Annotated in this window: 10 protein-coding genes; 5 read left to right on the top strand and 5 right to left on the bottom strand. The window is 70.7% G+C overall.

The window, feature by feature from the left end; all coding sequences use genetic code 11:
* Nucleotides 1-260: 260 nt before the first annotated feature.
* The 3 genes from FSYMDG_RS14130 to FSYMDG_RS14120 form a co-directional block, all read right to left on the bottom strand.
* Nucleotides 261-1,484, bottom strand: a complete 1,224-nt coding sequence (locus tag FSYMDG_RS14130) for an ABC transporter ATP-binding protein (RefSeq protein ID WP_013874094.1) — start codon at nt 1,482-1,484, stop codon at nt 261-263.
* Between the two features lie 508 nt (nt 1,485-1,992).
* Complete coding sequence (locus tag FSYMDG_RS14125) at nt 1,993-2,985, bottom strand: PDR/VanB family oxidoreductase (RefSeq protein ID WP_013874093.1); 993 nt, start codon at nt 2,983-2,985, stop codon at nt 1,993-1,995.
* Between the two features lie 522 nt (nt 2,986-3,507).
* Nucleotides 3,508-4,368 carry a LysR family transcriptional regulator gene (locus tag FSYMDG_RS14120; RefSeq protein ID WP_347176561.1) on the bottom strand — a complete coding sequence of 287 codons (861 nt, stop codon included), beginning with the start codon at nt 4,366-4,368 and terminating at the stop codon, nt 3,508-3,510.
* Between the two features lie 555 nt (nt 4,369-4,923).
* Between FSYMDG_RS14120 and FSYMDG_RS23260 the strand changes: the two genes are divergently transcribed.
* Together FSYMDG_RS23260 and FSYMDG_RS14110 are read left to right on the top strand one after the other, a co-directional pair.
* On the top strand, nt 4,924-7,590 hold the full coding sequence (locus FSYMDG_RS23260; RefSeq protein WP_013874091.1) for an HAD-IC family P-type ATPase: 2,667 nt from the start codon (nt 4,924-4,926) through the stop codon (nt 7,588-7,590).
* Nucleotides 7,591-7,837: 247 nt separating this feature from the next.
* Complete coding sequence (locus tag FSYMDG_RS14110) at nt 7,838-9,058, top strand: cytochrome P450 (RefSeq protein WP_013874090.1); 1,221 nt, start codon at nt 7,838-7,840, stop codon at nt 9,056-9,058.
* A 72-nt stretch (nt 9,059-9,130) separates the two neighbouring features.
* Here FSYMDG_RS14110 and FSYMDG_RS14105 read toward each other — a convergent pair whose 3' ends face one another.
* Nucleotides 9,131-9,784: an ester cyclase gene (locus tag FSYMDG_RS14105; protein WP_013874089.1), complete on the bottom strand. Its 654-nt coding sequence runs from the start codon at nt 9,782-9,784 to the stop codon at nt 9,131-9,133.
* 716 nt (nt 9,785-10,500) lie between these two features.
* Here FSYMDG_RS14105 and FSYMDG_RS14100 point away from each other — a divergent pair.
* The 3 genes from FSYMDG_RS14100 to FSYMDG_RS14090 are packed head-to-tail and all read left to right on the top strand — an operon-like array spanning nt 10,501 to nt 12,204.
* Nucleotides 10,501-10,722: a CbtB domain-containing protein gene (locus tag FSYMDG_RS14100; protein ID WP_013874088.1), complete on the top strand. Its 222-nt coding sequence runs from the start codon at nt 10,501-10,503 to the stop codon at nt 10,720-10,722.
* A gap of 13 nt (nt 10,723-10,735) precedes the next feature.
* A complete protein-coding gene (locus FSYMDG_RS14095; protein ID WP_013874087.1) occupies nt 10,736-11,536 on the top strand; it encodes a CbtA family protein in 801 nt (266 codons plus the stop codon).
* Nucleotides 11,533-12,204 carry a histidine phosphatase family protein gene (locus FSYMDG_RS14090; protein WP_013874086.1) on the top strand — a complete coding sequence of 224 codons (672 nt, stop codon included), beginning with the start codon at nt 11,533-11,535 and terminating at the stop codon, nt 12,202-12,204. Before FSYMDG_RS14095 ends, FSYMDG_RS14090 begins: the two co-directional genes overlap by 4 nt.
* A 122-nt stretch (nt 12,205-12,326) precedes the next feature.
* On the opposite strand, the gene FSYMDG_RS23255 is transcribed toward FSYMDG_RS14090, so the two are convergent.
* Nucleotides 12,327-12,548, bottom strand: a complete 222-nt coding sequence (locus tag FSYMDG_RS23255; RefSeq protein WP_050803535.1) for a response regulator transcription factor — start codon at nt 12,546-12,548, stop codon at nt 12,327-12,329.
* Nucleotides 12,549-12,731 lie beyond the last annotated feature (183 nt).

The raw sequence follows: 12,731 nt of genomic DNA, 5'->3' as shown, positions 1-12,731 counted from the left end.
GCGGGTGCGCTCGTGCCACTGTCTCCGCATGCGGCGGCGGTCAGTGCCAGGGTGAGCGCGGCCGCCAGCCCCCCGAGCTGGCGCAGTTTTTTCACGGGATGCTCCTTGAGCGAGATGAACACGGCACCGGCGAGGACCGGGGCCGGGAAAGGCGTCGGACGTTTCGACAGGTTCGAAAGACCCGACGGCGGGACGGTTCGAGAAGGGCGGGGACGTCGAAGGCTGGTGATCAGACGGTGGACGCGTTCAGGAACATGCCCTTAGGAGCCGGCGACGGCGGCGGCGGAGTCATGGGCGTGATCGCGCTCGCGGGGGATGTCCCCGCTGGCCGGCTGCCAGACCAGCCGGCGGCCGCTGGCCCGGTCGAACAGGTGCACCCGGTCCGCGGGGACGCCGAAGGCCACCGGTTCGCCGGGACGCAGGCCGAGCGGCCGCGGCCCTCGGGCCAGCACCCGGGCGTCGCCCACCGCGCACTGGGCGACCTCCTCGCCGCCGAGGTTCTCCACCGTCTCCACCACTCCCCGGAACACGGGGGACTTCGACGTGAGTGACGTGGGCGAGGAAGCAGGCGGGGAGGAGATGGAGGAAGAGGCGGGGGACGCGGAGGAGACGGATGCCGGCGGGATCAGGACCAGGTGCTCCGGCCGGACGCCGAGGGTCACCTCGCGGGCGGGCTGGTCGTCCGCCGCCCACAGCGACAGCTCGACGCCGGGGGCGAGCACCTGGACGCGTCCGGCCCGGCTCTCGATCCGCGCGGGGAGCAGGTTCATCGCGGGCGAGCCCAGGAAACCCGCCACGAACACCGACGCCGGCTCGTCGTAGACGTCGGTGGGGGTGCCGACCTGCTCAAGCCGGCCGGCGTTGAGCAGGGCCACCCGGGTGGCCATGGTCATGGCCTCGACCTGGTCGTGCGTGACGTAGACGATGGTTGAGCCGAGCGTGTGGTGCAGGGCCCGCAGCTGGCCGCGGGTTGCCGTCCGCAACTTCGCGTCGAGGTTGGACAGCGGCTCGTCCATCAGGAAGGCACCGGGGTCGCGGACGAGCGCCCGCCCGACCGCGACCCGCTGCCGCTGCCCGCCGGAGAGCTCCCGCGGCCGGCGGTCGAGCAGCTCCGCGAGATCGAGCAGCGCGGCCACCTCGCGTACCTTCTGGCGTATCTCCGCCCGTGGCCGGCGGCGTGACCGCAACGGGAATCCGATGTTGCGCTCGACGGTCAGGTGGGGGTAAAGAGCGTAGCTCTGGAATACCATTGCCATGTCGCGTTCCCGGGGCGGGGCGAAAGTGACGTCACGGCCGTCCAGCAGAACGCGCCCGCCGCTCGGCTCGATCAGACCGGCGATCATCCGGAGCAGCGTCGACTTTCCGCATCCGCTCGGGCCGAGCAGGACGAGGAAATCGCCGTGGCTGATGTCCAGGCTCACCCGGTCGACGGCGGCGACCTCGCCGAAACGCTTGGTCAGTCCTTCGACCTGGATCCGGCTCACAGCCTGGCTCTCCTTTCGTACCGGCCCGGCGGCGTGCCGGACCGGCCTGGTATTCCCTGCCGGCCGTGGGTGGGCTGGTGGGTCTGGAAGTCGGAAGGCGGATCCCCGGTTCGGGCCGTGCCCGGTGTCGGTGGCCGCCCGAAAATTTTTGCCAGTGCTTCTTATCGTCCGTGGACCGCTGAATTCAACGTCGGGTCCGTGTACGGGAAGGAAACATGCTGAAAATTTGCGGTGCGTCAAGTGCTGTGAAACGTCGTGATCAGGCCGGTTGGCCAGCATCGATTGACGTTGTTGATTATTCGATAGAATTTATCGATGGCCGCCGCGGCCGCTGCCGCGGTGCGCGGGCGGGCCGGCAGCGGAATTCGTCCCGCGTCGACGGAGCCGCCCAACGCCCGCCCGCGGCTGTTGCCATACCGCACATACCGCCTGTACCATCCACGCTGCCCGCACCGCCGCAGACCGGGCCGGATGCCCGGGACCTCTGACCCGGGCTGGATGTTCCGGGTCAGAGGTCGAGGACCAGTTGGTCGCCGTGGGCCCGGGAGACGCAGATCATCATGGCGTCCCCGTCGCGCTGCTCCTGCGGGCTCAGCACGGAGTCGCGGTGGTCGACATCGCCCTCGACGAACCGGGTCTCGCAGTTGCCGCAGGTCCCCTCACGGCACGAGGAGGGCATGTCCAGGCCGGCGCGTTCGAGCGCCTCGAGGATGCTGCGGCCCGCGGCCACCCGTACCCGCTGCCCGGTGCTGGCGATCAAGACGTCGAAGGCGGTGTCCGCGGCGGCGTCGCCGGCCGGCTCCCGGGGCCGGAAGCGTTCGACGTGCAGGGCGCCGGACGGCCAGCTGCCGCAGGCGGCCTCGACCGCGCTGAGCAGGCCCTCCGGGCCGCAGCAGTAGACGGCCGTGCCCTCCTCGGGCCGGGCGAGGACGGTGTCGAGCGGCAGCAGCCCGTGCTCCCGCTCGGGGTGGACGACGACCCGGTCGCCGTGGGCGGACAGCGCGGCGAGGAACGCCATGCTCGTTCGTTGCCGCCCGCCGTAGAGCAGCGTCCAGTCGGCGCCGCGTCCGGCCAGCTCGGCGATCATCGGGAGGAGCGGTGTGATCCCTATCCCGCCCGCGATCAGGACGTAACGCCCGGCGTCGACCAGGGGGAAGTTGTTGCGCGGCGCCCCCACCTCCAGCGTCGACCCGGCGCGGGCCTCGTCGTGCAGGTACACCGAGCCGCCCCGGCCGGCCGCCTCGCGCAGGACCGCGATACGCCAGGTCGCGCGGTCGGCCGGATCGCCGCACAGCGAGTACTGCCGGACGCGCCCGGGCCCGGCGACGACGTCGACGTGCGCGCCGGGAGCCCACGGGGCGAGCGGCCGCCCGCCGGGATCGGCGAGGACGAGGGAAACGACGTCGTCCGCCTCGACGGTCCTGCTGACGACGGTCAGGAATGCGGTGGCCGATGGTGCTGGCACCGCGGTCGACTGATCGTGGGATGCTGGGGCGGGCATGACCGACCTCCGGCGGAGTTCTAGGCGTGTCGGAATGGACGTACGGGTTCCCGGCGTCCTGCCGGGTCCGCGTTCTGGGCGGCAAATCCGCCGTCCCGGCCGCTGGCCGGCACGTCGATCGAAACAGCGAGCTGCCCGAAACAGCGATCGGCATGTCGGTCGAACGGGCGGGTCACCGTCGAATTCTATCGGTAGGACCACCCGTGGCGCAGGGCCTGGCCACATCTTCGCAACTGATTTCCCGACTGGCCGGAGAAGTCGCCGACAGACGGAAAATCCACTCGGGCGATTGGATTTTCCAATAACCACGACCGGGGCTCGCATGCGTCGCCGGAGGCTATTTCTGGCAGCTTGGCCAAAAGCGGCGCCGTCGTTCTTCGAGTCGTTTTCACATCGGTGTGGGCCGCCGCCGGCGGGTCCGGTCGAGGACGGTGCGATCAAAGGGGCGGGTGGTCCGGTCAGGTGTTTCGCGGCGCCGGCGGCGTCCGCCGGGTGGATCAGGCTCGACGGCCGGGCGGCCGGTCAGAAGGGCCCGGCCTCGTCGAGGGCGTCCAGCAGGGCGTCGACGACCTTGCTCCGCTGCGGCCGCCACACCACGTGCACGGAGAGCATCGGGATCGGGTCGACGAGGGGGATGGCGACCGGCCCTCTCGTCCGGCGGGCTCGTTCGACCGAGGCGAACCCCACCAGCGGGCGGGTGGTGACCACGAGGGCGGTCGCGCCCGGGTCGTCGACCTCGGCGGCGACCCGCAGGTTGATCCGGACCCGTTCGGCCGTGGTGACGATCGTGTCGTACATCGCCGGTGACTGGGTGCGGCTGAACAGAATGCAGGCCTGGTTCTGTAGCTCGCGGAACGACACCTGTTCCCGGCAGGCCCAGTCGTGCTGTTCTCCGACCACGGCGACCAGCGGCAGCCGCAGCACCTCCCGGGAACGCAGGTCGCTGGTGGGCGGCAGCCCGAAGATGAAGCCGATGTCGAGCTCGCCGCTGAGCAGGCCCTTGAGCTGGGGACCGGTGCGCCTTTCCCACAGGTGGGCGGTCAGCCCGGGGTGGGTGTTGTTCAGCCGTAACAGGGTCGGCTGCAGGATGCGCTGGCCGGCCGGGAAGTTGTAGCCGATGTTGATCGTGCCGGCGCGGCCGGCGGCGGCGTCCCGCGCCGCCTGCACGGCCCGGCTCGCCTGGTCGAGGATCCGCTTCGCCTCGGCCTGGAACGCGACGCCCGCCGGGGTCAGCCGAACCTCGTGGGAGGTGCGGGCGACCAGCTTGACGCCGACCTCACGTTCAAGGCGTTGCAGATGCTGGCTCAGCGAGGGCTGGGCCAGGTGGAGCTTGCCCGCGGCCCGTCCGAAGTGCAGCTCGTCCGCTATCGCCAGAAAAGACACCAGGTGCCGGAACTCCATCGCGCTTCCCCTCCGCAGACCCAGCACAGCCTACGTGCGGTGACTAACCAGCGGTGACGGGTGAGTGTTGTCCGGAAGAACTGTCGGGCTGGTTGGCGGGGGCGCCGGTGGGAATAGTGTGACGGCGGCGTGCGCATGATACGCATACAAACAGCGCGTATGCGCACGTGTACAGCGACGTATATTGCGGCGACATTTATTACGGTGGTGTGTATTGCGGACGCCGTGTATTGCGGTGGCGTGTACGGTGGCGCGGATATGGCGGGGCGCATATGGCGGGGCGCATATGGCGGGGCGCATATGGCGGGGCGCATATGGCGGGGCGCATATGGCGGGGCGGCGGGCGCCCGGCGTGCCCGTATCCGTCCCGAAATGGTCACTCGTGCCCCGGGCGGCGCGCCGCGGGGCACGAAACACGGAGTGTCTCCCGCGTGACCGTGTGTCCGCGCGCGGGCGTCGTGGACGGCGGCTGGAAGCAGACCCAGGGGCCCGGAAGCTGATCCGGGGGCACGGCATGACCGCATCCGGGGTGGGAGCATGCGTGGTGTCGGCCACTGTCTCGATAGCCTCGTTGTCGTGGCAACGGTCGATCTTCCGCAGGAGTCCGCTGTCGGGCTCGACGATGGCCTGACCGCCGCGGATGTGGCCGCGCGCATCGCTGCGGGCAGCACCAACGACGTTCCGGTTCGAGCGAGCCGTTCGGTCGCCGAGATCGTCCGGGCCAACGTCCTGACCCGCTTCAACGCGATCATCGGTGCGCTCTTCGCCGTCATCGTGGTGATCGGGCCGGTCGTTCCCGACGGCCTGTTCGGGCTGATCATCGTGGTCAACACCGCGATCGGCATCGTCCAGGAAGTGCGGGCCAAACGCACCCTGGAACGGCTCGCGATCATCGGTGAGGCCCGGCCCCGGGTCCGCCGGGACGGCCGGGCGGTCGAGATCTCCGCCAGCGAGGTCGTGCTCGACGACGTCATCGAGCTCGGGCCCGGCGACCGGGTCGTCGTCGACGGGGTGGTGCTGGCCGCGGACGGGCTGGAGATCGACGAGTCGCTGCTCAGCGGTGAGGCCGACCCGTTGGACAAGAGCCCCGGGGATTCCGTCATGTCAGGCAGCTTCGCGGTGGCCGGGACCGGGGTGTTCCGTGCGACCAAGGTTGGTCGGGAGGCCTATGCCGCCCGGCTGGCGGAGGAGGCCAGCCGGTTCACGCTCGTGCGTTCGGAGCTGCGTGGCGGCATCGACCGGATCCTGACGTTCGTCACCTTCCTGATCATTCCCGCCGGCGCTTTGACGATCTTCAGTCAGTTCCGGCTCGACGACGCCGACCCGGACGACGCGGTGCGCGGGATGGTGGCCGCGCTCGTCCCCATGGTCCCCGAAGGGCTCATCCTGCTCACCAGCGTCGCGTTCGCGATCGGTGTCATCCGGCTGGGGCGCCACAAGTGCCTGGTGCAGGAGCTGCCCGCCATCGAGGGACTGGCCCGGGTCAGCGTCGTGTGCGCGGACAAGACCGGCACCCTCACCGACAACCGCCTGCGGCTGACCGAGGTACGTCTGCTGCGCGCGTCCATCGGGACGGGCCTGGCCGGCGGCGCCGATGACGCTGACGGGCAGCCCGCCCCGGACGGCTCCGCCCGGCCTGATGTGATCATCCGTCCCATTGATGCCGACACCGACGCCGACGGGACGGCGGGAACCGGCGGTTCCGCCACGGCCGGCCGAACGACCGCCGAGCCTGCCGGGTCCGGCTGGGCGGCCGGCGGATCTGCCGGAGACGGCTGGGCGGCCGGCGAGGTGCGCGAGGTCGGCGAGGCGCTGCGGGCGTTGGCCGCCGCCGACCCGCGTCCCAACGCGAGCCTGGCAGCGGTCGCCGAGGCGTTCCCGAGCGGTCCGGACACCTGGGCCTCGACGGCGACCGCGGCGTTCTCCTCAGCCCGGAAGTGGAGCGGGGCGAGCTTCGGCCGGCACGGGCACTGGGTGCTCGGCGCGCCCGACGTCCTGCTGCCGCCCGGGCACTGCGCGCTCACCGAGGCCGACCGACTGGCCTCCCGGGGGCTGCGGGTGCTGTTGCTCGGCCGGGCCGGCATCCTGGTGGACGCGCCGGGCGTGCCCGGCGCGGTGGTACCGGTGGCGCTGCTCGTCATCGAGCAGAAGATCCGCGACGATGCCGCCGACACCCTGCGCTACTTCGCCGCGGAGAACGTCGAGCTGAAGATCATATCCGGGGACAGCGCGGTGTCCGTCGCGGCGGTCGCCAGCACGCTCGGGATTGCCGGCGCCGACCAGCCTGTGGACGCCCGGACGCTGCCCGACGACACCGCCGCGCTGTCCGAGCGGATGGCGGCGGCGTCGATCTTCGGCCGGGTGGCGCCGGACCAGAAACGCGCCATGGTCCAGGCCCTGCAGGCCGACGGCCACACCGTGGCCATGACCGGCGACGGGGTCAACGACGTGCTCGCGCTCAAGGACGCCGACATCGGCGTGGCCATGGGCTCGGGCAGTCCCGCGGCCCGGGCGGTCGCGCAGATCGTCCTGCTGGACAACACCTTCGCCGCTCTCCCGCACGTCGTGGCCGAGGGGCGGCGGGTGATAGGCAACATCGAGCGGGTGTCCGTCCTGTTCCTGACCAAGACGGTCTATTCGGTGCTGCTGGCCATCCTGATCGGGGCGGCGCAGCTGAGGTTCCCGTTCCTGCCCCGGCACGTGACGCTCATCGGCTGGTTCACCATCGGTGTCCCGGCGTTCTTCCTGGCGCTCGCGCCCAACACCGAGCGGGCCCGGGCCGGGTTCGTGCCGAGGGTCATGCGCCGGGCAGTACCGGCGGGTGTCGTGGTGGCGGTGGCGAGTTTCGTGACCTACCTGCTCGTCCGCTCCGGCGGTGAGGGCACCTCCGAGCAGGACAGCACCGCCGTCGTGATCACACTTGTCATGATCGCCACATGGGTGCTGGCGGTGGTGGCGCGGCCGTACGCCTGGTGGAAGATCGTGTTGTTGGCCGCCATGGTCAGTGGTTTTCTGCTGTGCCTGCTGCTGCCCGTGGGGCAGCGCGTCTTCGAGTTCGACACGTCGGACACCGGCGTCGTCGCGGTGGCGGCCGCCTGCGGCGCGGTCGGCATGGCCCTGGTGGAGCTCGCCTGGCGGCTGGTGGGGCACTTCTGGCCCGTAAGCGCCGAGAACACCGTCCACGACCGCCCGGCCAGGGCCTGACCATCGGATCCGGCCCGGCCGGAGCTGGTGCCGGGGGCCTGTGCGGGCTCGGGATGGAACCGGGCCGGGGTTGGGTGTGTTTGCGTGGACTGTCGGCCGGCCCTGACGGGTGATGTGATCAACCACGCACGTGTGGTGCGGGAAAAGGCGGCGGTCTCTCCGTCGGGTGTCGGCCGGCGCTGGTTCGATAGTCGGGGTGGTGGGGGGCTGCGTGTGGGGTGGTGCCCCGTCCCGGAAGGAGTCGGCAGTGGTCCTGTCCCGCCGGGTCGATACTGGCGCCGACTGTTTCGACCCCCGCGACCCCGGGCTCGTCCACGACCCATACCCCGTCTTCGCCGAGCTGCGGGCGGCCGGCCGCCCGCTGTGGAGCGAACAGCTCGGGATGTGGCTGGCCGCCAGGTACCGCGACGCCGACGCGGTGGTGCGCCATCGCGCGCTGGGCAGGATCCACCCGCCGCGACAGCCCGAGGACCTGTGGGCGCTGTTCAACCAGCTCGAGCGCGACTCGGTCCTCGGCTGCGAGCCGCCCAAGCACACCCGGCTGCGGGGCCTGCTCGGCAAGGCGTTCGTCCGCAGCAACATCGAACGGCTGCGCCCGCACATCGAGGAGCTGTGCGGGGGCCTCCTCGACGGGCTGGAGGAAAGGACCCGCGACGGCGAGCCGTTCGACCTGATCGTCGACTACGCCGAACCGCTGCCAGTGATGATCATAGCGGAGCTGCTCGGTATCCCGGACGGCGACCGGCACCTGCTGCGCCCCTGGTCGGCGGCCATGATGAAGATGAACGAGTATGGGCGGACGCCTGCCGCGGAGGCCGCCGCCCGCGCCGCCGCGGCCGAGTTCGACGCCTTCGTCCGGAAGCTCGCGGCCCGGCGCCGGCATGCCCCCCAGGACGATCTGATCACCCATCTGGTCCAGGCGGAGCAGGACGGTGACCAGCTCAGCGAGGACGAGCTGGTCGCCACGGTAGTGGTGCTGCTCAACGCCGGGCACGAGGCCAGCGTCAACTGCCTCGGCAACGGGATGGTTGTCCTGCTGAACCATCCCGGCCAGCAGCGGCGGCTGGCCGGCAATCCGGTGGGGCTCGCCGCCACCGCGACCGAGGAGTTCCTGCGTTTCGACTCGCCGCTGCACCTGTTCGAACGGACCGCGATGGCGGACGTCGAGATCGGCGGGGTCGTCGTCCGGGCGGGGGAACGGATCGCCGCCCTGCTCGGCTCGGCCAACCGGGACGGCGAGGTGTTCGAGCGGGCGGACGAGTTCGACATCGGCCGGGACCCGAACCCGCACATCGCCTTCGGCGGTGGGGTCCATTTCTGCGTGGGCGCGCCGCTGGCCCGGGTGGAGGTGGCGATCGCCGTACGTTGCCTGATCGAACGCTTTCCGCGGCTGCGGCCGGCGGGCACGCCGGTACGGCGCCCGGCATTCGTCCAACGCGGCTGGACCCGCGTGCCGGTGGCCGTCTGACGGCGCGGCGGTTTCCGTGAACCGTCGCGGGTGGGCGCGGCATGCGGGCAGGTGTATGCCGCGCCCAGGCTCTCACACCGGATGGCCGCCCGCGAGCTGGCTGAGGAAAGCGGTGTTGTCGTAGAAGTGCTCGACCTCGACCAGCCTGAGGTCGTCCGCGCAGCGCGCCACGGTGACACCGAAGATCTCGATACGCTCGCCGGTCGGGGGCGCTCCCTTGTACGGCCCGCTGAAGGTGCCCCAGTGCCGCCATTTGAACGCGATCACAGGCGGCGGCGAATAAACGTCCAGCACCTCCCAGAAAAAGCCGCCCGGGAATGCTCTGTGGAACACGTCATGAGAGGACTCGAATGTTTCGTCGTCCGCCGAGTAGTAGGGGTTCTCGCCGATGAGGATGTTGTAGCTGCCCTTTTCGGCGAGGTCGGCGGCGGTGGCCGCCGGGCCGCCGTTCGTCCGGACCCGCAGCTGCTCGGTCACCATGCTGACCCACTGGGCCGGATCCTTTTTGTGCGAGAGCTCCATCTCGAACACCTGGACCACTTTCTCGACGATGTCGGCGAGCGAGCCCTCGGCGTGCTGACGGGTGCGTTCCCCAGGCATTGTCTCCCTGGAGTGGCGGTAGTCCGGTGGCGCTCCGTCGCGCCATTGGACGCCGGCGGAGCCGGCAATGACGGCGTCCCGGCCCTGAACGTGCAGCGGCTGGCTTTCGGCGGTTCTGTCGCTCACCGCTATCCTCCTGTTCCTGCCGTCTGGTCAAGGTCCTCGGGGATTTCTGTCCCGGCTCTGCTGCATTGTTTCTGTCGGTCCGTACCGGTGTCGGGTTTCGGGTTGAAAATATCTCTCCGGTGATTCGCACGGACGGTTCGTGCCGGATTCGAAGGTTTCGGAAAAATACAAGAAACAGTGTAGTGCGTACAGTCTGGCCGGCCTGGGACGTTCGTGGGAACGCCGGACTTTCTGCCGTTTTCCGAGGCCCTTTGGCGCGTTGTTCCGTAGTCCTTTGGCGCGTCGTGACGGTGGCTCCGTCGGGCCCATCGCGGGCGATGGGCTGGCAGCTCGTCCGGGAGCCCTTGCGAAACGCCATGGCCGGCGGCATCTCGCCGCCCCGCCGCGGGTGACCGGGGTTGTTCCGCAGGTCGACGGTCGCTCTAGGTATGCGCTCGGAAGCTAAGAGTGTGGAATCTGGAGATGGATCCTCACTGCGCGCAGGTGCGCGGCCCGAGCGTGACAGGCACGCCGGGATGCCATCTGGCCGATTAGGCTTGACGGCGGGGTTGGGTGCTGCTTCTCTCAGACTGTTCGAGTCGGTGGAAGCCGGTGTGAATCCGGCACGGTCGCGCCACTGTCACCGGAGCTACCCCAGAGGTGGCACCGGAAGTCAGACCCATCGCTGGGACAAGTCCTGCCCGAGTGGAACGCGTGATTCCTGTGGAGGTCCCGCCATGGCACATCCGAGCGTCCTGGACGCCCCCGCCGCCCCGGCGCCGTTGCCGACGATCCCGCTGAACGAACTGGCCCCGTTCGCGCTCTTCGGGTCGCTCCTGGCGCTGGTCCTGCTCTACTTCGTCGGCGCGGAGCAGGGCGCGATGTCGCTCGTGGCCGGCAGCAACGTCCACGAGTTCGTACACGACGCCCGTCACCTGCTCGGCTTCCCCTGCCACTGAGCGGGGGCGCGACATGGTTCGCACGCTGCTGATCCGCGGGATGCTGGTCGGCGTGGTCGCCGCTGTCCTGACCTTCGTCGTCGCGAAGGTCTTCGGGGAGAGCCAGGTCGGCCTCGCGATCGCGTTCGAGTCGGCGCACGAGGCACCCGGGGCCGTCGCCGAGCCGGAGATGGTGTCCCGCACGGTGCAGAGCACCATCGGCCTGTTCACCGGGCTGCTGGCGTTCGGAGTCGCCGTCGGCGGGCTGTTCTCCCTCGTCTACGCCGTCGCGCAGGGCCGGCTGGGGGCGCTGCGCGCCCGCACGACCGCGGGGCTGGTGGCCCTCGCCGGTTTCGCGGGGATGTACCTGCTGCCCAACCTGAAGTACCCGGCCAACCCGCCGGCGGTCGGCAACCCGGACACGCTCGGTGAGCGCACCAGCCTGTACTTCGCCGCGATGCTGATCTCACTGGCCGTGGTCGTCGGCGGTTTCGTGGCCGCCCGGCGGCTCGCCCCCCGGTTCGGCTCGTGGGACGCGGCACTGCTGGCGCTGGTCGGTGCTCTGGTCGTCATCGGCCTCGCCTACTACGCCCTGCCGGCGGCGGACGAGACACCGGAGGGCTTCCCGGCGGACGTGCTGTGGCGCTTCCGGGTCGATTCCCTGGCGATCCACGCGACACTGTGGGCCACCGTCGGGCTGCTCTTCGGCGCCCTGACGGAACGCGCCAACCGTCCCGCCCCGGTCCGGACACCGGGCGCCGCGCCGGTGCCGGCGCTGGCGGCGGGGGAGGCCCCCACGGCCTCGGGCGGATCACCGGTCGCCACCGGGGCGTGAGCGCGGGCGGACCGCTGCGGCTGACCCTGGTCAGCCACGCCCGGACCGCCGCCGTGCGAGCGGCGCGCTTCGGCGTCGACGACGACACCATCGACGACGCCGAAGCCCGTCGGGCCGCCGCCGTGACCACATCGCACATGACGCACACGTCGGGTGCATCGCGTACCCCCTCCGGACGGGCGCTGCGCGGTGGGCGGGCCTGGTGCGACCGCTCCCTGCGCACCCGTCAGACAGCTCAGGCGCTGGGCCTGTCGGCCATGCCCGATCCCGCCCTGCGCGATCTCGACGTCGGGGCCTGGGTGGGCCGCTCGCTCGACGAGATCAGCCCCGCGGACCTGCGGCTGTGGACCGAGGACCCGGCCGCGGCACCGCACGGCGGCGAATCCGTCGTAGACCTGCTCGACCGCGTCGCGGCATGGCTGGCCGCCCGTGCCACCGACCCGGAGAACGTGATCGCCGTGACCCATCCGGCGGTCGTCCGAGCCGCGCTGGTCACGGCGCTGCGATCGCCCCCAGAGGTGTTCTGGCGTATCGACGTCCCACCGCTGTCCGCAACCCTCCTGCACGGCCGCCTGCCAGCCACCTCCACCTCACCCGGGCACGCGGGCGGCAAAGCCGGCACGGGAAGCATGGTGTGGACCCTGCGACACGCCTGCCTATCGCTGTGAAACCCAGCAACCCGGAAGCCGGCCGACGCCCACGACGAACCTTGTGATCACCTGTTCCGCTGTCCCGCGGAGCGCATTGCGGTGGTGCTGTCTGCTGACTCGGGGAGGCTCTCGGGCGCTGGTCATGCCGGGTTGTGTGTATGGCGCAGGTGGATGGCGATGGCGTGGGAGCGGTTTGCGGCCCCGAGTTTGCGCAGAATGGCGCGGATATGGCTTTTGACGGTCGCGGGTGAGATGACGAGGCGTTCGCCGATCTGTTCGTTGGGCAGGCCGGCGCACATCAGGTCGGCGACCTCGCGTTCGCGGCTCGTGAGGATGCCCGGTGACTCCTCGGGGGCGTCCACCGGCGGGCTGGCGGTGTCGGGTTCGTAGCGCCCGGGCGCGCGGCACGGTGGGGAGGATGTCGATGGCGTGGTCGAGCGGCGCGGTGTCGAGGTCCTGGCGCTGGGCGGCCCGCTGGACCAGACGCCGTTGTGCGTCGAGACGCTGCCGGTGGACCGCACGTTCGTAGACACGCCCGAAGCCCT

This window comes from Candidatus Protofrankia datiscae, from assembly GCF_000177615.2.
GTDB classification, from domain to species: Bacteria; Actinomycetota; Actinomycetes; order Frankiales; family Frankiaceae; genus Protofrankia; species Protofrankia coriariae.
Note: the sequence above shows the minus strand (reverse complement) of the source record. Positions and strands in the feature narration are given on the sequence as shown.